This window comes from Xylophilus sp. GOD-11R (genome assembly GCF_033546935.1).
GTDB lineage: Bacteria > Pseudomonadota > Gammaproteobacteria > Burkholderiales > Burkholderiaceae_C > Xylophilus.
This window is the reverse complement of the sequence record NZ_CP137854.1, coordinates 3,836,190-3,857,943: the sequence shown is the minus strand read 5'-3', so window position 1 is coordinate 3,857,943 and position 21,754 is coordinate 3,836,190. Positions and strand designations below refer to the sequence as shown.

Below are 21,754 nucleotides of genomic sequence, written 5' to 3'. Positions count from 1 at the left end.
ATAGGGCTCGCGTACTTCGCATTACGATATATGGCGTACCTGCCAATCCACGATGCGATATGGAGTGAAGTCGTGCACAGGGGATCCACAGGCCGCCCACATGTTGTTCAAAAGATTAAGACGGCATCCTGTTGACATCCTGTTGATAACTTTTTCGTTGCCACACTGCAACGACCCCGGCTCGCGGTAGGCGAACTGTACGTATCAGCCTTTTTGCCTACAATGAAACTCCAGCTATCGCAGTTGCCATAGATTGTTGGTTCAGGGCGCGTCGCCACTCGACGCGCCCTTTTTTCTTTGTGCGTGCCAAACAATTCAATTACTTAAGCGTTCCCGTTGATGAAGCACATCAGAAATTTTTCGATCATCGCGCACATCGACCACGGCAAATCGACATTGGCGGACCGGATCATTCAGCGCTGTGGTGGTCTGTCCGATCGAGAGATGGAGGCGCAGGTTCTGGACTCGATGGACATCGAAAAGGAACGTGGGATAACCATCAAGGCGCAAACCGCCGCGCTTCAATACAAGGCCGCCGACGGCCAGGTCTACAACCTCAACCTCATCGACACGCCGGGCCATGTCGACTTCTCGTACGAGGTGTCGCGATCGCTCTCCGCATGTGAAGGCGCTTTGCTCGTAGTCGATGCATCGCAAGGCGTGGAAGCACAGACGGTCGCGAATTGCTACACGGCCCTGGACCTGGGGGTCGAGGTGCTGCCGGTTCTCAACAAGATGGACCTGCCGCAGGCCGATCCCGAGAACGCCAAGGCCGAGATCGAAGACGTCATCGGCATCGATGCGACCAACGCGATCCCTTGCTCGGCCAAGTCCGGCATGGGCGTGGACGAGATCCTCGAAGCCATCGTCGCCAACATTCCCGCACCCAAGGGCCAGCGCGATGCGCCGCTGCGCGCGATGATCGTCGACAGCTGGTTCGACACCTACGTCGGCGTCGTGATGCTCGTGCGCATGGTCGATGGCCGCCTGGCCAAGGGCGACCGCTTCAAGATGATGGCGAGCGGCGCGGTCTACAACGCCGACAACCTCGGCGTGTTCACGCCCGCCAACTCGCCGCGCGACTCGTTGGAGGCGGGCGAGGTGGGCTACATCATCGCGGGCATCAAGGAGCTGCAGGCGGCCAAGGTGGGCGACACGATCACGCTCGAGAAGAAGCTGCCGAACAACCTCGGTCCGGCGACCGAAGCGCTGCCGGGCTTCAAGGAGATCCAGCCGCAGGTGTTCGCCGGGCTCTACCCGACCGAGTCCAGCGAATACGACGCGCTGCGCGACGCACTCGAGAAGCTCAAGCTCAACGACTCGTCGCTGCACTACGAGCCGGAAGTCTCGCAGGCGCTGGGCTTCGGCTTTCGCTGCGGCTTCCTCGGCCTGCTGCACATGGAGATCGTGCAGGAGCGCCTGGAGCGCGAGTTCGACCAGGACCTGATCACGACCGCGCCAAGCGTGGTGTACGAAGTGGTCAAGGGCGATGGCGAGATCATCATGGTCGAAAACCCGTCCAAGATGCCCGATCAGGGCAAGCTGCAGGAGATTCGCGAGCCCATCGTCACAGTGCATCTGTACATGCCGCAGGAACACGTGGGCTCGGTGATGACCCTGGCCAACCAGAAGCGCGGCGTGCAGATCAGCATGGCCTACCACGGCCGGCAGGTGATGCTTACCTATGAAATGCCGCTCGGAGAGATCGTGCTGGACTTCTTCGACAAGCTGAAGTCGGTGAGCCGGGGCTATGCCTCCATGGACTACGAGTTCAAGGAATATCGGGCGTCGGACGTGGTGAAGGTCGATATCCTGCTCAACGGCGACAAGGTCGATGCGCTTTCCATCATCGTGCACCGCAGCCAGAGCCAGTACCGAGGCCGTGCGGTGGTCGCGAAGATGCGCGAGATCATCAGCCGGCAGATGTTCGACGTGGCCATCCAGGCGGCCATCGGCGCCAACATCATCGCCCGCGAGACGGTCAAGGCACTGCGCAAGAACGTGCTGGCAAAATGCTACGGCGGTGACGTTTCCCGCAAGCGCAAGCTGCTCGAAAAGCAGAAGGCGGGCAAGAAGCGCATGAAGCAGATCGGCTCTGTCGAAGTGCCGCAGGAAGCGTTCCTCGCGATCCTGCAGGTCGAAGATTAATAAAAAGCCTTATCGGACGGATCGATGCAGATTCTCACCACCGCGATCCTCGCGGCGTTTGTCGCCTATGCCGGCGCCTGGTACTTCGGCATGCTCGAAGGTAATTTCGCTCTGTTGTTGTTGCTGGCGACCGTGGTCACCGGCTGCTACTGGCTGGCCGAGCGCTTCATCTTCCTGCCGCGCCGCCGACGGGCGGCCGACACCCTGGTGGCGTCCACCGCCGCGCGTCGCGAAGAGTTGCAGCGCATGGGCATCGACAAGGTCGATGGCAGCGACGACGCCGACCTGAGCCAGGCACGCAGCCGCATCCTCGCGCAGCCGTGGTGGCTGGACTGGACGGCAGGCCTGTTCCCGGTCATCGTCATCGTGTTCGTGCTGCGGTCCTTCCTGTTCGAGCCGTTCAAGATTCCTTCCGGATCCATGATCCCCACGCTGCTCGTCGGAGACCTGATCCTGGTGAACAAGTTCGCCTACGGCATCCGGTTGCCGGTCATCAACACCAAGCTCACCAACGGCACGCCGCCGGCCCGGGGCGACGTGATGGTGTTCCGTTATCCGCCGCAGCCCAGCGTCGACTACATCAAGCGGGTGGTCGGCATTCCGGGCGACGAAGTGGCCTACCTGAACAAGCGGCTCACCATCAACGGCAAGCCGGTACCCACGCAGGCGACGAGCGACTTCTTCGAAGAAGACTCCATGCGCTACTTCAAGCAGCTCGAAGAGCAGCTCGGCGAGCACAAGCACCGCGTCCTCAACGACGACGAACGCCCGGCCTATGTTCCCGGCGCTTCCGACTTCGCCTACCGCAGCAATTGCCGCTACACGGTCGAAGGTGTCACCTGCAAGGTGCCCGACGGCTACTACTTCATGATGGGCGACAACCGCGACAACTCGCTGGATTCGCGTTTCTGGGGCTTCGTGCCCGACCAGAACATCATCGGCAAGGCTTTCCTGATCTGGATGAACTTCACCAACCTCAAGCGCATCGGCACTTTCGATTGAGCCGCGCGCCACGCATGGAGACGAACCGGATGTCCATTTCGAGCCAATACGGCGCCACACGCGCCCGTCGTCAGCGCGGGCTGGGCTTGCTGGGCCTGCTCTTCGTCATCTTCATCATCGGCGCGGCCGCCTTGCTGACGATGCGCATCGTGCCGTCAGCCATCGAGTACCAGGCCGTGCTGAAGGCGGTGGAGCGCGCCAAGTCGCAGCCCACGCCGGCCACGGTGCGCTCGGCCTTCGACCGCTCCGCGCAGATCGACGACATCGCGTCGATCACCGGCAAGGATCTCGAGATCGAGCCGAACGCCAACAACGCACCGGGCTTCAAGGTGTCCTTTGCCTATCGCAAGGAACTGCACCTGTTCGGCCCCGCGTCCCTCGTCATCAACTACACCGGCAGCGCGCACTGAGCGCTGCACTCACCCTGAATCTGTTTCCTCGATGACGCCGTTCCTGAATGCGGCACAGGCAGCCGTGCAGACGCGGCTGCAACACACGTTCGCCGATACGCGGCTCCTGCAGCGCGCGCTCACCCACCGAAGCTTTTCGTCCGACCACTACGAGCGGCTCGAATTCCTCGGTGATTCCGTCCTCAACCTTGCCGTATCCGATCTGCTGTATCGCCGCCTCGGCGCCTTGGCCGAAGGCGATCTTTCTCGGGTGCGGGCCAACCTCGTCCGGCAGGAAACCCTGCACGGTCTGGCGCTGGAACTCGATCTTCCCGAAGCCTTGCGCCTCGGCGAGGGTGAAGCACGTTCGGGCGGCCACAAGCGCCCGTCCATCCTGGCCGACGTGCTAGAAGCGCTGATCGGCGCGGTGTATTGCGATGCGGGCTACGACAAGGCGGCGGCGCTGGTCGATCGACTCTTCGCCAAGCTCGACATCACACCCCGCATGCCGGCTGCCGAGAAGGACCCGAAGACCGAGTTGCAGGAGTGGCTGCAGGGTCGCAAAATGAAATTGCCGGTTTACCGCGTGGTAGCGGTACTCGGCGCCGCGCACCGGCAGACGTTCGACGTCGAGTGCGAGATCACCGAAACCGGCAAGACCGAACGCGGCATAGGCGGATCGCGTCGTGCGGGCGAGCAAGCCGCAGCCTCGGCCATGCTGGCCCATTTGAAATCAAGGAATCCATGAACGACGCTCCGCAAGACGCGGCTCCCGCGCCCGGTGACGAGAGCACCGAAAGCCAGGACCCCACCGGCCTGCCCGACATGCCGGCCATGCCGCCGATCCCGCCGGTGGGTGGCGGTGCCCTGACGGCCACCGGCACCATGCCCGACGGCAGCGCGCAGCACTGCGGCGTGATCGCCATCGTGGGCAAGCCCAACGTGGGCAAGTCGACGCTGCTCAATGCGCTGGTCGGCCAGAAGATCAGCATCACCTCGCGCAAGGCCCAGACCACGCGCCACCGCATCACCGGCATCCGCACCCAGGGCGCGACGCAATTCATCTTCGTCGATACGCCCGGCTTCCAGACGCGGCATAACACCGCGCTGAACAAGTCGCTCAACAAGACGGTGCTGGGCGCGGTCGGCGACGTCGACCTGGTGCTTTTCGTGGTCGAGGCCGGCAGTTTCACCCTGGGCGACGCCAAGGTGCTGTCCCTGCTCAAGCCTGGCGTGCCGGCGCTGCTGATCGCCAACAAGCTCGATGCGGTCAACCGGCGTGCGGAACTGGCGCCCTGGCTCAAGTCGATGCAGGAGCGCCATCCGTTCACCGAGTTCGTGCCGATGTCGGCCAAGAACGCAGGCGACATCCAGCGCCTGTTCGGCATCTGCGAGAAGTACCTGCCGGAGCAGGCCTGGTGGTATGCCGAGGACGAACTCACCGACCGCAGCGAGAAGTTCCTCGCCAGCGAAACCGTGCGTGAAAAACTGTTCCGCTTCACCGGCGACGAGCTGCCCTACACCTCGACCGTCATCATCGACAAGTTCGAGGAGGAGGCCAGCAAGACCCACAAGCGCATGGTGCGCATCGCCGCCACACTGGTGGTCGAGCGCGACAGTCACAAGGCGATGGTGATCGGCGACAAGGGCGAGCGCCTTAAGCGCATCGGCACCGAAGCCCGCCAGGAGCTGGAGAAGGCGATGGACGCCAAGGTGTTCCTGGAGCTGTGGGTCAAGGTGCGATCGGGCTGGGCGGACGACGAGGCGCGGGTCCGCTCCTTCGGCTATGAATAAAGCGGCGGGCGGCGCCTGAAGTGCCTGCCGTCAAGCGTGTCTCGGACGAGCCGGGCTTCGTGCTGCATCGCTACGACTGGAGCGAATCCAGCCTGATCCTCGAAACCTTCACGCGGTCGCGCGGCCGCGTGGCGCTGGTCGCCAAGGGCGCCAAGCGCCCGAGCTCCAACTTCCGTCCGGTGCTGCTGCCGCTTCAGCCGCTGCGGCTGAGCTGGACTTTCGCCGCTGGCGAAGACGCCGAGATCCACAACCTCAAGGGCGCCGAATGGGTCGGCGGCCATGTCATGCCGACCGGCGACGCGCTGCTGTCGGGCCTGTATCTCAACGAGCTGCTGCTGCGTCTGCTGGCACGCGACGACGCGCATCCCCGGCTGTTCGACGCCTACGCCGGCGTGGTGCGCGTGCTGGCGTCCGAGCATGGCGAAGCGCTGCAGCCGGTGTTGCGCGCCTTCGAGCTGTTGTTGCTGCGCGAGGTCGGCCTGCTGCCCGGCCTCGATCGCCAGACCGCGACCCAGCAAGCCCTGTCGACCGATGCCCGCTACCTGCTGGTGCCCGAAGCCGGTCTGCGAGCGGCCGGTGCCGACGAGCGTGGAGCGCTCACCGGCACGCACTGGCTGGCCCTGCAGTCGGCGATGGACGACCACGACGCCCCCTTCCTGCCCACCCTGCACGCGGTCGCCGCCGCTACCGCGGTGGGCGACCTCAAGCTGCAGCTGCGCAACCTGCTGCACTACCATACCGGCGGCGCAACCCTGCGCACCCGCCAGATGATGATCGACCTGCAAAAGCTATGAGCGACGACGCCTCCGCCACCACGCCCCGCACCGCGCTATCGGTCAACCTCAACAAGGTTGCGCTGGTACGCAACACCCGGCACCTCGGCATTCCCAGCGTGACCCGCGCGGCGACCCTGTGCCTGGAGGCCGGTGCCCAGGGCATCACCGTCCATCCCCGGCCCGACGCCCGCCACATCCGTGCCGAAGATGTGCACGAGCTCGCCGAACTGCTGCTGAAGTGGCCGCGCGTCGAGTTCAACATCGAAGGCAATCCCTTCCACAACCTGATGGACTTCGTGCGCGAGCTTCGGCCCAACCAGGCCACCTTCGTGCCCGACAGCGAAGGCCAGTTCACCAGCGACCACGGCTGGCGCTTTCCGGAAGACGCTGAACGCCTGCGGCCGCTGATCGAGGAGTGCCGACAGCTCGGCGTACGCGTCAGCCTGTTCATGGACGCAGACGCCGCCTCCATGGCCGACGCCCGAGCGGTCGGCGCCGATCGGGTGGAGCTCTATACCGAGCCCTACGCCGCCGCCCACGGCACGCCGGAGGCCGGGGCGCAGCTCGAGCGCTTCGCCGCCGCGGCGCAGGCCGCGCACGACAACGGCCTGGGCGTGAACGCCGGCCACGACCTCAATCGCGACAACCTCACCGCGTTCCTGAAGGCCGCGCCCCAGGTGCAGGAGGTGTCGATCGGCCATGCGCTCATCGCCGACGCGCTCGAGATGGGCTATGCGGCCGCCGTCGCCGCCTATCTGCAGTGCATCACCGACGCCCGCGCGTGAGCAGCCGATCCGACGCATGATCTACGGCATCGGCACCGACATCTGTGACATCCGCCGCATCCGGGCCAGCCTGGAGCGCCACGGCGACCGCTTCGCCGAACGCGTACTCGGCCCGACGGAATTGAAGACCTGGCGCGCGCGCGGCGCGCGCTGGCCCGACCGCGGCATACGCTACCTGGCCACCCGCTTCTCGGCCAAAGAGGCCTTCAGCAAGGCGATCGGGCTGGGCATTCGCTCGCCGATGGCGTGGAGCCTGTGCGAGATCCTCAACGAGCCCAGCGGCAAGCCGGCGATCGTGCTGCATGCGGCGCTGAAGGAGTGGTTCGAGGCCCGTCACCTGTCGGCCCACGTCACCGTGACCGATGAAACCGATTACGCCGCGACCTTCGTGGTCGTGGAGCAGAACCGCCCATGACATCGCCCCTGATCATCGACATCGCGGGCACCGAGCTCACACCCGACGACCGCCGCCGCATTGCGCACCCACTCGTCGGCGGGCTGATCTATTTCGCACGCAACTGGCACGACCGGGCGCAGATCACCGCGCTTTCGGCCGAGATCAAATCGATCCGGCCCGATCTGCTGATCTGCATCGACCACGAAGGCGGGCGCGTGCAGCGCTTTCGTGCCGACGGCTTCACGCATCTGCCGGCGATGCGGTATTTCGGCGATTTGTGGTCCTCTGACGCGAGCGATGCCCAGCCGACCGGCGCCACTCGCGCCATGGACGCCGCCTGCGCTGCCGGTCACGTGCTGGCGAGCGAGCTGCGCGCCTGCGGCATCGACTTCAGCTTCACCCCGGTGCTCGACCTGCACCACGGCGCCAGCAGCGTCATCGGTGACCGCAGCTTCAGCCGTGACCCGCGCATCGTGGCGGCGCTGGCCCGCTGCGTGGCGCACGGCCTGCTGCGCGCCGGCATGCAGCACTGCGGCAAGCACTTTCCCGGGCACGGCTATGCGCAGGCCGACTCGCATATCGGCCATCCTTCGGACGATCGCCCGCTCGAAGCCATCCTGGCCGACGACGCGTCGCCGTATGCGGGACTCAGCGCCACCCTGACGGCCGTCATGCCCGCGCACGTGGTCTACACCCAGGTCGACGATCTGCCCGCCGGCTTCTCGCGCCGCTGGCTGCAGGACGTGCTACGGCAGCGGCTGGGTTTCGACGGCGCCATCGTCAGCGACGATCTCAGCATGGAGGGCGCGCGCCGCGTTCACGGCAAGGCGGTCAGTCATGTGGCCGCCGCCTTGCTGGCCTTGCAGGCCGGCTGCGACCTGGCCTTGCTCTGCAACCAGAGCCTGGGTGACGGGCGGGCGGTCGACGCGCTGATCGACGGTGTCGGCGAGGCGTATGCGGCGGGTGCGGTGTCGACGCCGGACGCCGAGCGCCGCCGCCTGGCGCTGCTGCCGCGTGGCGAAGCCTCGCGTTGGGAAGCGTTGCAGGCCGATCCGGCGTATCGCCACGCGCGGTCGTTGTTGCCTACGGCCTGAAGCGCATGTCGGTATCGGGCGGGCGTCGAACCTTGCAGGTCAAGGTCAAGCCGAATGCCCGGGCCAGTCTGTTGTCGTGCGGAGAGGACGGCAGCTGGTCGGCCCAGATCAAGGCCGCGCCGGTCGACGGCAAGGCGAACGCCGAGCTGATCGCGCTGATCGCCGACGCCTTCGGCTGCCGCAAAGCCGCGGTGCGCATTCGCAGCGGCGCGACGGGCCGAATGAAACTGGTGGATATCGACGCCGAAGACTGACGACGAAGGTGCTTCAGGCGTAGACGTCTAGGTTGTTGCCCAGGCTGCTGTCCTCGGGCTTGCGTACCGTGGACGGGGCCGGGCCTTCGGCCTGCTTCTTCGCTTCGGCCTTCTGCTGGGCTTCCTGCGCGGACTTGGCCTGCAGGGCGGCGATCTGCGCCTGGATCGCCTCGATCTGCGCCTGCAGCAACTGCTGCTTCTGTTGCTTGGCTTCGGCGCTCAAGGTGCTGTCGCTGGCCGCTTCCTTGAGCTGGGCGGTCAGTTCCTTGAGCTGCGCCTGCAGCTTGGCGATGTCCGATGCGTTGCTGGCGCTGTTCGACGTGGTGGAAGAACTGGCGGAGACAGCGGACGAGGTCGACGAGGATGAAGAGATTTGCATGCGGCGCTCCCGGCGTGAACTGGTTTTCCTGATGGGATCGGCAGTTCACGCCGGCCACTGAAGCTTCTTTACCCGGTCGATACGCCTGTCGGCGGGCCGATTCAGTCCTTGTTGCCCTGCAGCTTGGGCATGGAGGTGCCGCCTTGCGACAGCAGGCCGGCCTGGGAGTAAATGGCCAGCTTCTCGCGAGTATCGACAATGTCGAGGTTGCGCATGGTCAGCTGACCGATGCGGTCGGCCGGCGAGAAGGGCGCGTCTTCCACCTTTTCCATGCTCAGGCGTTCCGGCGCATAGGTGAGGTTGGGCGAGCGGGTGTCGAGCAGCGAATAATCGTTGCCGCGGCGCAGTTCGACCGTGACTTCGCCGGTGACCGCGCGCGCCACCCAGCGCTGGGCGGCCTCGCGCAGCATGATCGCCTGCGGATCGAACCAGCGGCCCTGGTAGAGCAGGCGGCCGAGCTTGCGGCCGTTTTCGCGGTACTGCTCGATGGTGTCCTCGTTGTGGATGCCGGTCACCAGGCGCTCGTAGGCGATGAACAGCAGCGCCAGGCCGGGAGCCTCGTAGATGCCGCGGCTTTTGGCTTCGATGATGCGGTTCTCGATCTGGTCGCTCATGCCCAGGCCGTGGCGGCCGCCGATGCGATTGGCTTCCATGATCAGCTCGACCAGGTCCGGGTATTCCTGGCCGTTGAGGGCGACCGGGCGGCCTTCCTCGAACCGCACGGTGACCTCTTCGGCCTTGACCGCGACTTCATCTTTCCAGAACGCCACGCCCATGATCGGATTGACGATGCGGATGCCGCTGCCCAGGCTTTCCAGGTCCTTGGCCTCGTGCGTCGCGCCGAGCATGTTGGAGTCGGTGGAGTAGGCCTTTTCGGCCGACATCTTGTAGCCGAATCCGTTGGCCGTCATGAAGGCCGACATTTCGGAGCGGCCGCCGAGCTCGTCGATGAACAGCTGGTCGAGCCAGGGCTTGTAGATCTTGAGCGACGGGTTGGCGAGCAGGCCGTAGCGGTAAAAGCGCTCGATGTCGTTGCCCTTGAAGGTGCTGCCGTCGCCCCAGATGTTGACGTCGTCTTCCTTCATGGCCGCCACCAGCATGGTGCCGGTGACCGCGCGGCCCAGCGGCGTGGTGTTGAAGTAGGTGATGCCGGCCGTGGAGATGTGGAAGGCGCCGGCCTGCAGGGCGGCGATGCCTTCGGTGGCGAGCTGCTGGCGGCAGTCGATCAGGCGGGCGAGCTCGGCGCCGTACTGCATCGCCTTGCGCGGGATCTCGTCGTAGTCGGGCTCGTCGGGCTGGCCGAGGTTGGCGGTGTAGGCGTAGGGCAGGGCGCCCTTCTGCTTCATCCAGAGCAGGGCTGCGCTGGTGTCGAGGCCGCCCGAGAAGGCGATGCCGACCTTCTGGCCGGTGGGAACGTGCTGGAGGATGGTGGCCATGGTTGCCGATCAGCCGAAGTGGCAGATGTAGTGATAGGCCTCGACGACGCGAATGTCGAACTTCGAGTCGCCAGGAATGGAAAAGGTGTCGCCAGGGCCGGAGCGGACCCACTCGCTGGTGCCGTCGAGCTTGTATTCGCAGGCGCCGGCGACGCATTCCATCTTTTCCGGTGCGCCGGTATGGAAGGTGAGCGTGGCGGGCAGGATCACGCCGACCGACTTCTTCGTGCCGTCGGCCAGCACCACGGCGTGGCTGACGCATTTGCCGTCGAAATAGACGCTGGCCTTGGTGCTGACGGAAACGCCGTCGATTTTTTCGGTGGTCATGAAAAGAGGTGTCCGGTGGTCGGCGCTAAGACAAAAACCCTGGATTTTATGGGGCGTGGCGCATCCGGGACCGCGCGGGTTGCGTAGATGAGGGAAGGCAGCACAATCCGCTGCATGCCGATCGACCAGAACGACCAACGCCTCATGGACCTGATGGCCAACATCGCAGCACAAGACGCCTCGTCGGCAGGAGCGCTCAAGCAGCTCTACGACCTCACGTCGTCACGCATGTTCGGCCTGGCCTTGCGCGTGACCGGCAACCGCGAGTGGGCCGAGGACGCGTTGCAGGAGGCCTACCTGAACATCTGGCGGATCGCCGGCGACTACCGCGCCAGCATCAGCCCGCCGATGGCCTGGATGGGCGTGATCGTGCGCAGCCGCTCGCTGGACTTTCTGCGCCGCCGCAACAGCGAACGCGCCGATTCGGCCGTCGAGCTCGACGATTACCTGCAGGACACCATCGCCGGCGAGGGCAACGACCCGCTCGACATGGCCGAGGCCAGCCAACAGGCGGTGGCGCTGAGGCAGTGCCTGTCGCGGCTGGAAGCCCGGCAGCGCGAAGTGGTCAGCCTGGCCTATCTGCGCGAGCTCAGTCACAGCGAGCTCGCCGAGCAGTTGAAGCTGCCGCTGGGCACGGTCAAGACCTGGATCCGGCGCGGGCTCACCCAATTGCGCGACTGCCTGGGGAGGTTGGCGTCATGAATCTGCTTCGACATCCGGAATTGCTCGATCAGATCGCCGCTGCTCATGCGCTGGGCACGCTGCGTGGCGGCGCCCGGCGGCGCTTCGAAGGCATGGCGCGCGAGAACCCGGCGGTGCGGTCACGGGCCTTGCTGTGGCAGGAGACGTTCGCAGCCTTCACCGAATTGCAGCCCGAGCACCTGCCAAGCCCGCTGGTGTGGCAGCGCATCGAGAATCTGTTGCCGACGCTGCGGCGTCCGGCTGCCGCACCGATGCCGGTCCAGGGCGATCTGCTGTCGGGACTGCGCCGTGCATTGGGCTGGTGGCGTGGCGCGGCGCTCGCCGGCGGCCTGGCGGCGGCGGTCGCGGTGGTGGCGGGCATCCGGCTCGACCAGCAGCTTGGTCAGCAGTACATGGCTCTGTCCGAAGCGAAGCAGCAGGGCGCGCAGCTCACGGCGCAACTGGCGGCCCAACCGCGCATCGAATACGTGGCCGTGCTGCAGGACGACAAGCAGGCCGGATCGGTGCTGGTCACGTTCGATCCGGCCAAACGGGTGCTGACGCTCAAGCGGGTCGGCGACTACCAGGTCGGCGATGACAAGTCGCTCGAACTCTGGGCGCTGCCACCTGGGCAGGCGCCGCGTTCGCTGGGTGTGATGGGGCAGGGAGCGACCGCGCGTCTGACTGCGGCCGAGGCCGAAGTGGCGCCATCGCCGGCGCTCGCGATCAGCCTGGAGCCGCGAGGCGGCGCGCCCCGTGGCGGCGGGCCAACCGGGCCCATCGTGTTCAAGGGCGCCTTGCTCAAGACCGATACCTGAGCCGTTGGGATCGGAAAAGAAAAATGGAGCCCATTCAAGGCTCCATTTTTCTTTTCCGGCGACGGGATCCGCGGATCCCGCCAGCGGGCTCAGCGCCAGCGACCGTGGCCGCCGAAGTGCGTGTAGCCGAGGTTCAGCGACATTCCGATCGGCGGGCCGCCATAGCCGTAACCGTATCCGCCACCGTAATAGGGCGCCGGCGCATAGACCGGCGCATACGCCGGCGCATAGCTCTGCGTGTAGACCACCGGCGCCACCGTCGTGGTGGTGGCATAGCCGGGGCTGACGACTACGCCCTGCTCGACGGTGGCCGGTGCGGTGCTGGCGCTGTAGACCTGTTGTGGCGCGGTGTTGCCTGCCGCCCCGACCTGCACGGGAATGTATTCGCCCGGATCGCTCGCCATGCGCGTGGTGTATCGACGCCCGGCGTACTCGTAGGTGACGTCGTAGCCAACAGTGCGGTTTTCGTACGTGGTCTGCGTCGAGCAGGTGGGGACGTCTTGCACATAAGTGCGACCCGGGCCCTCGGCGGAATTGCCGAGCATCGCGCCACCGACGATGCCGAGCGCGGTGGCTGCCGCCCGACCACCGCCGTGGCCGATCGCATTGCCCACCACGCCGCCTGCGAGGCCGCCGAGCACGGTGCCGACGCCGGAACTCGGCGCCTGGCTTACCACCTGCTGGCTGCCGCAGACCTGCTGCGTCACGGGAACCTGCTGCACGACCGGGACGGTCGAGAGCACGCGGCCCATTTCGCGAGAGTCGTGTGCCGCGGTGCTTTGCGCGAACGCGGAAACACCGACCAATGCGAATGCTGAAAACGCCAGGACTTGTTTCATGAGAATCTCCTCGACGGCACACCGACGGCGCCGCTCAAGGTTGGGAGTTTAGAAGTGGCTCCAAGTTCCGCGTGCATCCACCGCCGTAAAACGCTGTAAGCGCTTGTCGTCAACCTAGCCGTTGTAACCATTCGGTCGCGTCGAAACCGACGGTGACCGATCCGTCCGGCCATTCGACGACCGGGCGCTTGATGACCGCCGGATGGGCCTGCGCCAGCGCCGTAGCGCCCGCGGCCTGTGCGGCGGAAGCCTGTACGTCTGCTCCGAGCCCGCGCCAGGTGGTGCCACGCCGGTTGATCAGGTTGTCGCCCAGCGTGGCGTACCAGCGGCCGAATTGCGCGGCTTCCAGTCCGTCTTTGCGAAAATCGTGGAATCGGGCCTCGTGACCCTGATTGGCGAGCCACTGGCGCGCCTTCTTGACCGTATCGCAGTTGGGAATGCCAAAAATCGTCGTCATGGCCCGATTTTCCCTCAGCCGCCGCAGGCCGGCCCGCTACGCGACAATCGAGGGCTTCATGAAAACACTTGCCGACTGGCTGGCGCACTGCGAGCGCCTGCATCCGAAAACCATCGCCCTCGGCCTCGACCGGGTTCGTGAGCTCGTCCAGCGCCTGGATCTGCGGTTCGACTGCACCGTCGTCACCGTCGCCGGCACCAACGGCAAGGGTTCCACCTGCGCGATGCTGGAATCCATCGCCCTGCAGGCCGGATGGCGCACCGGGGTTTACACGTCGCCGCACCTGGTGCATTTCGAGGAACGTTGCCGCATCGGCGGCGATATCGTCTCGGCCGATGGGCTTCTGCCGCATTTCGAGGCGGTGGAAGAGGCGCGCACGCGTGGCGACAACGTGGTGGAGCTGACCTATTTCGAGTTCACCACGCTGGCCATCCTGCGGCTGCTGGCCGGATCCGGGCTTGACCTGGTCGTGCTGGAAGTGGGCCTCGGCGGACGCCTGGACGCCACCAACGTGATCGACACCGATTGCGCCATCATCACCAGCATCGACATCGATCACGCTGAATTCCTGGGGAACACCCGCGACGCGATCGGCCGCGAAAAAGCCGGCGTGATGCGACCCGGCCGGCCGGCGATCGTGAGCGACCCGGCGCCGCCGGCGAGCGTGATCGAACACGCCACCAGCATCGGCGCCGACCTGTGGCTGTCTGGGCGCGATTTCAATGTTTCCGGCGACCGGCAGCAATGGAACTGGGCCGGGCGCGGTCGCCGCTACGCCAGCCTGGCTTATCCTGCACTTCGTGGGGCCAACCAGCTCGTCAACGCCGCCGGCGTGCTGGCCGCGTTCGAAGCCTTGCGCGACCGCCTGCCGATCACCGCGCAGGCCGTGCGGGTCGGCCTGGCGCGAGCCGAACTTCCGGGGCGCTTCCAAATAATTCCTGGCCAGCCGACGCTCATCCTCGATGTTGCGCACAACCCACATGCGATTGCCGCGTTGGCTGAAAACCTCGACGCCATGGGGTTCCATCCGGTCACCCACGCGGTGTTCGGCGCCATGGCCGACAAGGACCTGTCTCCGATGCTCGCGCGCATCGGCAAGCTGGTGGATCGCTGGTATTTCTGCGACCTGCCGACCCCCCGGGCGGAAACTGCAGCGCACCTGAGTGCCAAGTGGAACGCGCTGCAGATGGCCGCCGGTGGTCGCCGCGAAGTGCCGGCCGTGTCGTATGCATCTCCCCAACGGGCACTGGACGCAGCGGTGGCCGCGGCGGACCCGGCGGATAGAATCGTGGTCTTCGGATCGTTCTTTACCGTCGGTGGCGTGCTGCAGAACGGCGTGCCTCGCCTGAACGCGAAGCACGTCTAGGAAACCATGGCTTTATTCAATCTCCGCTGGCCCGGCCGCGCCCCGCAGGACGACGGCAAGCGCGGCGCCCGGCAGCGCCGTGCCGTGTCCACCGAAAGCGTCGACGCGCTGCGCAGGCGTGCACGCCACCGGCTGATCGGTGCGGCCGTCATGCTGGTCGCGGGCGTGGTCGGTTTTCCGCTGCTCTTCGACACCCAGCAGCGTCCCATTCCGGTCGACATACCGATCGCCATCCCGAGCCAGGGTCCGGTCGCGTCCGCGCCTTCCGTGCCGGCCGCTTCGCCGGCCGCACCGGCTGCTGCTCCCTCGTCCACTCCTGCCCCTGCTGCATCGCAGGCGGCTTCTTCCGCATCGAGCCGGCCCAGCGCCGCCGAATCGCTGGACCGAGGCGAGGAAATCGTGGCCCGCAGCGCGCCAGAGTTTGAGAAGAAGCCAGCCGCAACAACGCCGATTCCCTTGCGTCCACCCACGAAGACGACAGAACAAAAGCCCGAAACCCACCGTGAGCCCGTGGTCACCGCCAAGCCGGTCACCCCCGCCGCCGTGGCGCGCGACGACGATGCCGCCCGCGCCCGCGCGCTGCTCGAAGGCAAGCCGACCGCTGCCCCGGCAGCCGCCGCGACCGTCGCTACGGCGCCTTCGACGCCGCCGGCCGGCGCCGAAGCCGGCCGTTTCGTGGTGCAGGTCGGCGCGTTCGGCGACGCGGCCAAGGCGCAGGAGGCTCGTGCCAAGCTGACCCGTGGCGGATTGAAGACCTATGTGCAGTCGGTGGACACCAAGGACGGCAAGCGCATCCGCGTGCGGGTGGGACCTTTCGCCAACAAGGCCGAAGCCGATCGCGCAGCTGCGCGGGTAAAGGGCCTGGATTTGCCCGCCAGCATCCTTACCTTGTGAAGGCCTGAGGCGTGACGGCGGTCGATTGGGTGCTGGCCACGTTGCTGGCGGCTTCCTTGCTGATCGGGTTGTGGCGAGGCCTCGTGTTCGAGGTGCTGTCGCTGCTGGGCTGGGTCATCGCGTTCTGCGCGGCGCAGTTGTTCGCGCTGGACGTCGGCCGGCTGCTGCCCATGGGCGACACCGGGGACACGGCGCGGTATGCGGCGGGGTTCGTGATTCTTTTCATCGCGGTGGCATTCGGCTGCGGGCTGGTGGCATCGCTGTTGCGCAAGCTGGTCGGCAGCATCGGGCTCGGCCCGGTCGATCGGGCGCTGGGCGGCATCTTCGGCCTGGTGCGCGGTCTGCTGGTGCTTCTGGCAGTGGCGGTGGTGGTGGAGACGACGTCGCTGCACGAGCAGGACGGTTGGCGCACGTCGCAGGCGGCGCCCTTGTTGCGGGAAGCACTGGTGGCGGTGAAGCCAGTGCTGCCGCAGGCATTCGGTCAATTTTTTCCCTGAGGTAATCCCCATGTGTGGAATCGTCGGCGTTGTCAGCAGCGCCCCCGTCAACCAGCTCATCTATGACGCGCTGTTGCTGCTGCAGCACCGTGGCCAGGACGCCGCCGGCATCGTCACCCAGCTCGAACGCAAGTTCTTCATGCACAAGGCCAAGGGCATGGTGCGCGACGTGTTCCGCACCCGCAACATGCGTGGCCTGCCCGGCACGATCGGCCTGGGGCAGGTGCGCTACCCGACGGCGGGCAACGCTTACAGCGAAGAAGAGGCACAACCGTTCTACGTGAACGCGCCTTTCGGACTGGTGCTGGTGCACAACGGCAACCTGACCAACGCCAAGGAACTGCGCAGCGAGCTGTTCCTGACCGACCACCGCCACACCAATACCGAGAGCGACTCCGAAGTGCTGCTCAACGTCTTCGCGCACGAGCTCGAACGCGCGACGCGTGGGGTGCCGCTGCAGTCCGAAGAAGTGTTCGCGGCAGTGCGCGCGGTGCACAAGCGGGTCAAGGGCTCGTACGCGGTGGTCTCGATGATCGCCGGCCACGGCCTGTTGGCCTTCCGCGATCCGCACGGCATCCGGCCGCTGTGCCTGGGCCGCGCCAAGGACGGCTCGGTGATGGTGGCAAGCGAATCGGTCGCGCTGGAAGGCTCGGGTTTCGTCTTCGAGCGCAATGTGGAGCCGGGTGAGGCGGTGTTCATCGACGTGCGCGGCGAACTGCATTCGCGCCAGTGCGCCGACAACCCCAAGCTGCACCCGTGCATCTTCGAGTTCGTCTACCTGGCCCGCCCCGACTCGGTACTCGACAACGTCTCGGTCTACCAGGCGCGCCTGAACCTGGGCGAGGCGTTGGCCAAGCGCGTGGTCTCAACCGTTCCACCCAGCGAGATCGACGTCGTCATTCCGATTCCCGAATCGAGCCGTCCCAGCGCGACCCAACTGGCGCACCTGCTGGGCATTCCGTACCGCGAGGGCTTCGTCAAGAACCGCTATGTCGGCCGCACCTTCATCATGCCGGGGCAGGGCGTTCGCAAGAAGTCGGTACGCCAGAAGCTCAACGTGATCGGCAGCGAGTTCAAAGGCCGCAACGTACTGCTGGTCGACGACTCCATCGTGCGCGGCACCACCAGCCGCGAAATCGTGCAGATGGCCCGCGACGCCGGCGCCAACAAGGTCTATCTGGCCAGCGCCGCGCCGCCGGTGCGCTATCCCAACGTGTACGGCATCGACATGCCCACCAGCACCGAGCTGGTGGCGGCGAACCGCACGATCGAGGAAGTACGCCAAGTCATTGGCTGCGACGCTCTCATCTACCAGGACGTGGAAGCCATGAAGCGCGCCGTTGGCTCGCTCAACCCCAAGCTCGACGGCTTCGATGCATCCTGCTTCGACGGCATCTACGTCACCGGCGACATCAACGCCGACGACATCGTCAAGATCAACGAAGCCCGCATCGGTCAGGAAGAGCCCTTCGGCGACGAGGACAACTCCCGCCTGGCCCTGCCCAACACCCAGGGCGCCTGAGATTCATCGCTTCGCTTCCATGACCACCCGTACCCGTTTCGCACCTTCGCCCACCGGCTTCATCCACCTCGGCAACATCCGATCCGCGCTCTACCCGTGGGCCTTCGCCCGCTCGACCGGCGGGGCCTTCATCCTGCGCGTGGAAGACACCGACGTGGAGCGTTCCACCCAGGCGTCGGTCGATGTGATCCTGGAAGGCATGGAGTGGCTCGGACTCGACTACGACGAAGGTCCGTTCTATCAGATGCAGCGCATGGAGCGCTACAAGGCGGTGCTGGCCGAGCTGCAGGCCGCCGGCCACGTCTACCCTTGCTACATGTCCGTGGCCGAACTCGACGCCCTGCGTGAGCGGCAGATGGCGGCCAAGGAAAAGCCGCGTTACGACGGCACTTGGCGGCCAGCGCCGGGCAAGACGCTGCCGGCGATTCCGGCAGGCGTCGAGCCGGTGCTGAGGTTCATGAATCCACAGGACGGCTCGGTTGCCTGGGACGACAAGGTGAAGGGCCGCATCGAGATTTCCAACGCCGAGCTCGACGACCTGGTGATCGCGCGACCCGACGGTACGCCTACGTACAACTTCTGCGTGGTGGTCGACGACATCGACATGGGCATGACGCACGTCATCCGCGGCGATGACCACATCAACAACACGCCGCGCCAGATCAACATCTTCCGCGCGCTGGGCGCCGAGCCGCCGGTCTACGCGCATCTGCCCACCGTGCTCAACGAGCAGGGCGAGAAGATGAGCAAGCGCAACGGCGCCAAGCCCGTTACCGCGTACCGCGACGAAGGCTATCTGCCGGACGCCATGGTCAACTACCTGGCCCGCCTGGGCTGGAGCCACGGCGACGACGAGATCTTCAGCCGTGAGCAGTTTCTGCAGTGGTTCGATCTCGACCACCTGGGCCGCAGCGCGGCGCAGTTCGACGAGGCCAAGCTTCGCTGGGTCAATGCGCAGCATCTCAAGGCGATGGCCGACGAAAGCCTGGCGGCGCTGGTCGCCGAGCAACTGCTCAAGCGCGGTGTGTCGGCAGACGACCGACTGGCCCGCATATGCGGTCTCTTCAAGGATCGGTGCGACACCACCGTGGCCCTGGCCGATTGGGCCGAGCGTTTTTTCGTGGAGAACGTGCAGGCCTCGCCCGAAGAGCATGCCCAGCACATCGTGCCGGCGATCTACCCGGCACTCGACACCTTGGCCGGCAAGCTCGCAGATGCCGATTGGAGCAAGTCTTCCATTGCTGCGGCAATCAAGGAAACGCTGGCTGCCCATGGGTTGAAGATGCCGCAACTGGCGATGCCCGTGCGCGTTCTGGTGATGGGTACGGCGCACACGCCGTCGGTCGATGCCGTCATCGAACTGCTCGATCGAAAATTATTTTTGACGCGTTTGGAAAAACGCTGAAAAGCTGACATAATTCGAGGCTCAGCAGTTGAGCACAAATGCAAAAACAAAGCGAGACGACAAGTCGAGCAAAGTGACTAGCAAGTGTGCAAAACAGTGGGGGGTATAGCTCAGCTGGGAGAGCGCTTGCATGGCATGCAAGAGGTCATCGGTTCGATCCCGTTTACCTCCACCACTTGTTAAAGACTGTTGTCGGTTAGTTCCAAGGTTTTGACCCTATCGTCTAGAGGCCTAGGACATCACCCTTTCACGGTGAGTACCGGGGTTCGAATCCCCGTAGGGTCGCCAAGTTTGTGGCACTTGGTTCAGTTGCGTTAAGCAGTTGAACGAACGCTACAGCCACTGCGGAGTGGTAGTTCAGTTGGTTAGAATACCGGCCTGTCACGCCGGGGGTCGCGGGTTCGAGTCCCGTCCGCTCCGCCAAATTCTTCAGTGAATTCAAAGGGCTGCAATCGAAAGGTTGCAGCCCTTTGTCGTTTGGGCAATTCGTTTCATGAACGTGGCAGTACGAATCAAGCGGCAGGCATCGCACGCTTCGTGTCGCGGCAGTGGCAATGCTTGTTCATCATCACCTCGCTGGATTGCAGCAGACGTCCTTGGTGTCGGTTTCGCAACGATGGAGTTCGTCGGTCGCGCGTTCGGGCCGGCAGTTTTGCAGGCTGCAATGGGTGAGGTCGACCTCGACGGCGCGAGCCAGCGCTTCTGGGCTGAACATCAGCGTGCTCGGTAGCTTTGCCGAGCCGGGCTTCGTTTAGGCCTCGCCGCCAGTTGTCTCGCTGCGCTTTTGCTAGCGCAGCTCGAAACAGGCTGAACCATCCGCAGCCGCATCATTCCAATTTCAATGCCCCACCAAGCGGAAGCGCATTCAAGCGAAAAAGGAATGTCATGCACTTACCAGCATTGCTCACCTTGAGCCTGGTTGGCATCGCCGGTCTGAGCGCCACCTGTGCGCTCGCTCAGGGCGTTCCCAGCAGCCACTACGAAAAACGCAACGGCCATGTCGACAGTCTCGCAGCGCCGCCGAGTCTCAGCCAACGCGCCGATCCAGCGTCTGGGAGCGGCGTCGGCGCAGGGGCCGGCTTCGGATCCGGCGCCAGGCGTTCTTCCGGTGGATCGGTCGGCACGGGCACCAGCATTCCGCTCGATGCGAGTTCGCCGAGCTCACCCGTCCCCGGGGCCTCGAACTTCAATGGCTACGGTCCGCAGCGCCCGGCGTCAGGAGGTTTGGGGCTCACACCGATCCGTTGACAGTCTTGAAGCTTCCCGCAGGCACGGTGCCAGATTGTGCTGCCGGAAGCGGTCCCGCGTCGGCCAAGCCAACATGCGTTCGCAACAAGCGCGTACAGCGCTCGGCCGTGAAACAGTCCTAATGCCACCGCATGCGACTGACCCCACCGAGATCCCGAACGCGCCCCTCCACCGATTCACAGAAGAACGATGAACTCTGGCACGGCCGGCTGGAGCTCCCCGCCACCACGATCACCAGCTACAGCCTCGAAGTCGAGGATCCGTCCAGGGGCGGGCATCTGGGCGATCGCGTGCGGCAAGCGGCTTTTCACGATCTTCTTCAGGCCTGGCGGGCGCGGTTCAAGGACATGGGGGCCGACCCGTTCGCGCGCTCGGGGCGCAAGGGCCCGAGCCTGCAGCAGCTCGATGACGAACTGGCGCGCGGTGGACCGGGTGCTGCCGTTCTGAGGGCGGCCGTCGAGGACTACGCCATCCAATTCGTCGACGTCGTGCGTCGACTGTTGCGCCAGAAGGGCTGGCGTGGGATGGAAAGAATCGTGATCGGCGGCGGCTTCCAGCAGAGCGATGTCGGCCGCCTCGCCGTCGGGCGCGCGGGTGAATTGCTGGCGCGCGACAGGGTGGGCGTCTATCTGCGCACGCTGCACCACGACCCGGACGAGGGTGGGCTGGTCGGATGGGTGCAGGTCATTCCGAGCGCGTGGCTGCAGGGGCGCGATGCGCTGCTGGCCGTGGATATCGGCGGCACCAACGTCCGCTGCGGCATCGTGCGGGCGCATCGACGCCTGGCGCCGGACTTTTCGGCGGCGGAGGTGGTGGAAAGCGACAAATGGGCGCATGCCCACGACGCGGATGTGACCCGACGTGAAGACCTCGTCGACGGCATCGCCGAGATGCTGGGACGGCTGATCGCCATCGCCCGAAGAAGGCGCATCGCGTTGGCGCCCTTCGTGGGTGTGTCGTGCCCGGGGCTGGTCTGCCCCGATGGCAGCATCGCGGGCGGCGCTCAGAATCTGCCCGGCAATTGGGAAAGCCAGCACTTCCACATGCCGAGCCGGCTGGAGTCGCGCTTGCCGGCCTGGCGGGGCGAGTCGTTCAAGGTGCTGATGCACAACGACGCGGTGGTGCAGGGGCTCTCCGAACTGCCCTACATGACCGACGTGCGCCGCTGGGCGGTGCTGACCATCGGCACCGGCCTGGGCAACGCGAGCTTCGCCAACCGATAGAAAAGCGGGGGCGTCGGTAGTTG

Annotated in this window: 24 protein-coding genes and 3 tRNA genes; 21 read left to right on the top strand and 6 right to left on the bottom strand. The window is 65.5% G+C overall.

All coding sequences use genetic code 11. The features are described 5' to 3' along the window. Positions 1 to 339 precede the first annotated feature (339 nt). The 10 genes from lepA (at position 340) to R9X41_RS17840 (ending at position 8,639) form a co-directional block, all read left to right on the top strand. Positions 340 to 2,148, top strand: coding sequence for a translation elongation factor 4 (gene lepA, locus R9X41_RS17885; RefSeq protein ID WP_318631791.1), 1,809 nt, complete (start codon positions 340 to 342; stop codon positions 2,146 to 2,148). Positions 2,149 to 2,172: 24 nt separating this feature from the next. Then, positions 2,173 to 3,150: a signal peptidase I gene (gene lepB / locus R9X41_RS17880; protein ID WP_318631790.1), complete on the top strand. Its 978-nt coding sequence runs from the start codon at positions 2,173 to 2,175 to the stop codon at positions 3,148 to 3,150. Positions 3,151 to 3,179: 29 nt separating this feature from the next. Next, the gene (locus tag R9X41_RS17875; RefSeq protein WP_318631789.1) at positions 3,180 to 3,560 is read left to right on the top strand and encodes a DUF4845 domain-containing protein; all 381 of its coding nucleotides are present in this window, start codon (positions 3,180 to 3,182) and stop codon (positions 3,558 to 3,560) included. Between the two features lie 31 nt (positions 3,561 to 3,591). Beyond that, positions 3,592 to 4,287, top strand: coding sequence for a ribonuclease III (gene rnc / locus R9X41_RS17870; RefSeq protein WP_318631788.1), 696 nt, complete (start codon positions 3,592 to 3,594; stop codon positions 4,285 to 4,287). 137 nt (positions 4,288 to 4,424) lie between these two features. After that, complete coding sequence (gene era, locus R9X41_RS17865) at positions 4,425 to 5,333, top strand: GTPase Era (protein WP_318635266.1); 909 nt, start codon at positions 4,425 to 4,427, stop codon at positions 5,331 to 5,333. A 20-nt stretch (positions 5,334 to 5,353) separates the two neighbouring features. Then, positions 5,354 to 6,127, top strand: coding sequence for a DNA repair protein RecO (gene recO / locus R9X41_RS17860; RefSeq protein WP_318631787.1), 774 nt, complete (start codon positions 5,354 to 5,356; stop codon positions 6,125 to 6,127). Then, the gene (locus R9X41_RS17855; protein WP_318631786.1) at positions 6,124 to 6,894 is read left to right on the top strand and encodes a pyridoxine 5'-phosphate synthase; all 771 of its coding nucleotides are present in this window, start codon (positions 6,124 to 6,126) and stop codon (positions 6,892 to 6,894) included. Before recO ends, R9X41_RS17855 begins: the two co-directional genes overlap by 4 nt. 16 nt (positions 6,895 to 6,910) lie before the next feature. Further along, on the top strand, positions 6,911 to 7,309 hold the full coding sequence (gene acpS, locus R9X41_RS17850) for a holo-ACP synthase (RefSeq protein ID WP_318631785.1): 399 nt from the start codon (positions 6,911 to 6,913) through the stop codon (positions 7,307 to 7,309). Beyond that, the gene (gene nagZ, locus R9X41_RS17845) at positions 7,306 to 8,385 is read left to right on the top strand and encodes a beta-N-acetylhexosaminidase (RefSeq protein ID WP_318631784.1); all 1,080 of its coding nucleotides are present in this window, start codon (positions 7,306 to 7,308) and stop codon (positions 8,383 to 8,385) included. Before acpS ends, nagZ begins: the two co-directional genes overlap by 4 nt. Before the next feature lie 32 nt (positions 8,386 to 8,417). Beyond that, complete coding sequence (locus tag R9X41_RS17840; RefSeq protein WP_318631783.1) at positions 8,418 to 8,639, top strand: DUF167 domain-containing protein; 222 nt, start codon at positions 8,418 to 8,420, stop codon at positions 8,637 to 8,639. Positions 8,640 to 8,652: 13 nt separating this feature from the next. Here R9X41_RS17840 and R9X41_RS17835 read toward each other — a convergent pair whose 3' ends face one another. The 3 genes from R9X41_RS17835 to R9X41_RS17825 form a co-directional block, all read right to left on the bottom strand. Continuing rightward, positions 8,653 to 9,018, bottom strand: coding sequence for a FlxA-like family protein (locus R9X41_RS17835; RefSeq protein ID WP_318631782.1), 366 nt, complete (start codon positions 9,016 to 9,018; stop codon positions 8,653 to 8,655). Positions 9,019 to 9,119: 101 nt separating this feature from the next. Continuing rightward, complete coding sequence (gene argG / locus R9X41_RS17830; RefSeq protein WP_318631781.1) at positions 9,120 to 10,454, bottom strand: argininosuccinate synthase; 1,335 nt, start codon at positions 10,452 to 10,454, stop codon at positions 9,120 to 9,122. Positions 10,455 to 10,463: 9 nt separating this feature from the next. Beyond that, the gene (locus R9X41_RS17825; RefSeq protein ID WP_318631780.1) at positions 10,464 to 10,781 is read right to left on the bottom strand and encodes a pyrimidine/purine nucleoside phosphorylase; all 318 of its coding nucleotides are present in this window, start codon (positions 10,779 to 10,781) and stop codon (positions 10,464 to 10,466) included. A 114-nt stretch (positions 10,782 to 10,895) separates the two neighbouring features. On the opposite strand from R9X41_RS17825, the gene R9X41_RS17820 reads away from it, so the two are divergent. Both R9X41_RS17820 and R9X41_RS17815 read left to right on the top strand, forming a co-directional pair. Further along, the gene (locus R9X41_RS17820) at positions 10,896 to 11,483 is read left to right on the top strand and encodes an RNA polymerase sigma factor (protein ID WP_318631779.1); all 588 of its coding nucleotides are present in this window, start codon (positions 10,896 to 10,898) and stop codon (positions 11,481 to 11,483) included. Next, positions 11,480 to 12,280: an anti-sigma factor gene (locus R9X41_RS17815; RefSeq protein ID WP_318631778.1), complete on the top strand. Its 801-nt coding sequence runs from the start codon at positions 11,480 to 11,482 to the stop codon at positions 12,278 to 12,280. The genes R9X41_RS17820 and R9X41_RS17815 overlap by 4 nt, the downstream gene beginning before the upstream one ends. A gap of 89 nt (positions 12,281 to 12,369) precedes the next feature. Here the strand turns inward: R9X41_RS17815 and R9X41_RS17810 are convergent, their stop codons facing one another. Together R9X41_RS17810 and R9X41_RS17805 are read right to left on the bottom strand one after the other, a co-directional pair. Continuing rightward, entirely contained in the window at positions 12,370 to 13,119 is a 750-nt protein-coding gene (locus R9X41_RS17810) for a glycine zipper 2TM domain-containing protein (protein WP_318631777.1), read from the bottom strand. Positions 13,120 to 13,228: 109 nt separating this feature from the next. Then, positions 13,229 to 13,576: an ArsC/Spx/MgsR family protein gene (locus R9X41_RS17805; RefSeq protein ID WP_318631776.1), complete on the bottom strand. Its 348-nt coding sequence runs from the start codon at positions 13,574 to 13,576 to the stop codon at positions 13,229 to 13,231. A gap of 58 nt (positions 13,577 to 13,634) precedes the next feature. Here R9X41_RS17805 and folC point away from each other — a divergent pair, with 58 nt between their 5' ends. From folC to R9X41_RS17765, 8 genes are all read left to right on the top strand, one after another. Continuing rightward, entirely contained in the window at positions 13,635 to 14,942 is a 1,308-nt protein-coding gene (folC, locus tag R9X41_RS17800; RefSeq protein WP_318631775.1) for a bifunctional tetrahydrofolate synthase/dihydrofolate synthase, read from the top strand. A 6-nt stretch (positions 14,943 to 14,948) separates the two neighbouring features. After that, a complete protein-coding gene (locus R9X41_RS17795; protein WP_318631774.1) occupies positions 14,949 to 15,836 on the top strand; it encodes an SPOR domain-containing protein in 888 nt (295 codons plus the stop codon). Between the two features lie 11 nt (positions 15,837 to 15,847). After that, positions 15,848 to 16,333: a CvpA family protein gene (locus R9X41_RS17790; RefSeq protein WP_318631773.1), complete on the top strand. Its 486-nt coding sequence runs from the start codon at positions 15,848 to 15,850 to the stop codon at positions 16,331 to 16,333. Between the two features lie 10 nt (positions 16,334 to 16,343). Continuing rightward, entirely contained in the window at positions 16,344 to 17,855 is a 1,512-nt protein-coding gene (gene purF / locus R9X41_RS17785) for an amidophosphoribosyltransferase (protein WP_318631772.1), read from the top strand. Between the two features lie 19 nt (positions 17,856 to 17,874). After that, on the top strand, positions 17,875 to 19,260 hold the full coding sequence (gene gltX, locus R9X41_RS17780) for a glutamate--tRNA ligase (protein ID WP_318631771.1): 1,386 nt from the start codon (positions 17,875 to 17,877) through the stop codon (positions 19,258 to 19,260). A 99-nt stretch (positions 19,261 to 19,359) separates the two neighbouring features. After that, a tRNA-Ala gene (locus R9X41_RS17775) sits at positions 19,360 to 19,435 on the top strand. Between the two features lie 37 nt (positions 19,436 to 19,472). Next, positions 19,473 to 19,548, top strand: a tRNA-Glu gene (locus tag R9X41_RS17770). Positions 19,549 to 19,606: 58 nt separating this feature from the next. Then, positions 19,607 to 19,683 (top strand) — tRNA-Asp (locus R9X41_RS17765). A 145-nt stretch (positions 19,684 to 19,828) separates the two neighbouring features. Here the strand turns inward: R9X41_RS17765 and R9X41_RS17760 are convergent. Further along, positions 19,829 to 19,975 (bottom strand): hypothetical protein, encoded by a 147-nt coding sequence (locus R9X41_RS17760; RefSeq protein ID WP_318631770.1) that lies wholly within the window; start codon positions 19,973 to 19,975, stop codon positions 19,829 to 19,831. Positions 19,976 to 20,639: 664 nt separating this feature from the next. On the opposite strand from R9X41_RS17760, the gene R9X41_RS17755 reads away from it, so the two are divergent. Next, positions 20,640 to 21,731: an ROK family protein gene (locus tag R9X41_RS17755; RefSeq protein ID WP_318631769.1), complete on the top strand. Its 1,092-nt coding sequence runs from the start codon at positions 20,640 to 20,642 to the stop codon at positions 21,729 to 21,731. Positions 21,732 to 21,754 lie beyond the last annotated feature (23 nt).

Bases quoted from the DNA above. Each gene is read 5' to 3' on its own strand.
- rnc (WP_318631788.1), top strand. From the start codon at position 3,592: ATGACGCCGTTCCTGAATGCGGCACAGGCAGCCGTGCAGACGCGGCTG.
- acpS (WP_318631785.1), top strand. From the start codon at position 6,911: ATGATCTACGGCATCGGCACCGACATCTGTGACATCCGCCGCATCCGG.
- R9X41_RS17820 (WP_318631779.1), top strand. From the start codon at position 10,896: ATGCCGATCGACCAGAACGACCAACGCCTCATGGACCTGATGGCCAAC.
- R9X41_RS17835 (WP_318631782.1), bottom strand. From the start codon at position 9,018: ATGCAAATCTCTTCATCCTCGTCGACCTCGTCCGCTGTCTCCGCCAGT.
- R9X41_RS17795 (WP_318631774.1), top strand. From the start codon at position 14,949: ATGGCTTTATTCAATCTCCGCTGGCCCGGCCGCGCCCCGCAGGACGAC.
- R9X41_RS17815 (WP_318631778.1), top strand. From the start codon at position 11,480: ATGAATCTGCTTCGACATCCGGAATTGCTCGATCAGATCGCCGCTGCT.
- R9X41_RS17760 (WP_318631770.1), bottom strand. From the start codon at position 19,975: ATGTTCAGCCCAGAAGCGCTGGCTCGCGCCGTCGAGGTCGACCTCACC.
- R9X41_RS17875 (WP_318631789.1), top strand. From the start codon at position 3,180: ATGTCCATTTCGAGCCAATACGGCGCCACACGCGCCCGTCGTCAGCGC.
- R9X41_RS17810 (WP_318631777.1), bottom strand. From the start codon at position 13,119: ATGAAACAAGTCCTGGCGTTTTCAGCATTCGCATTGGTCGGTGTTTCC.
- nagZ (WP_318631784.1), top strand. From the start codon at position 7,306: ATGACATCGCCCCTGATCATCGACATCGCGGGCACCGAGCTCACACCC.
- gltX (WP_318631771.1), top strand. From the start codon at position 17,875: ATGACCACCCGTACCCGTTTCGCACCTTCGCCCACCGGCTTCATCCAC.
- purF (WP_318631772.1), top strand. From the start codon at position 16,344: ATGTGTGGAATCGTCGGCGTTGTCAGCAGCGCCCCCGTCAACCAGCTC.
- era (WP_318635266.1), top strand. From the start codon at position 4,425: ATGCCCGACGGCAGCGCGCAGCACTGCGGCGTGATCGCCATCGTGGGC.
- lepB (WP_318631790.1), top strand. From the start codon at position 2,173: ATGCAGATTCTCACCACCGCGATCCTCGCGGCGTTTGTCGCCTATGCC.
- lepA (WP_318631791.1), top strand. From the start codon at position 340: ATGAAGCACATCAGAAATTTTTCGATCATCGCGCACATCGACCACGGC.
- R9X41_RS17755 (WP_318631769.1), top strand. From the start codon at position 20,640: ATGCGACTGACCCCACCGAGATCCCGAACGCGCCCCTCCACCGATTCA.
- folC (WP_318631775.1), top strand. From the start codon at position 13,635: ATGAAAACACTTGCCGACTGGCTGGCGCACTGCGAGCGCCTGCATCCG.
- R9X41_RS17855 (WP_318631786.1), top strand. From the start codon at position 6,124: ATGAGCGACGACGCCTCCGCCACCACGCCCCGCACCGCGCTATCGGTC.
- R9X41_RS17805 (WP_318631776.1), bottom strand. From the start codon at position 13,576: ATGACGACGATTTTTGGCATTCCCAACTGCGATACGGTCAAGAAGGCG.
- R9X41_RS17825 (WP_318631780.1), bottom strand. From the start codon at position 10,781: ATGACCACCGAAAAAATCGACGGCGTTTCCGTCAGCACCAAGGCCAGC.
- argG (WP_318631781.1), bottom strand. From the start codon at position 10,454: ATGGCCACCATCCTCCAGCACGTTCCCACCGGCCAGAAGGTCGGCATC.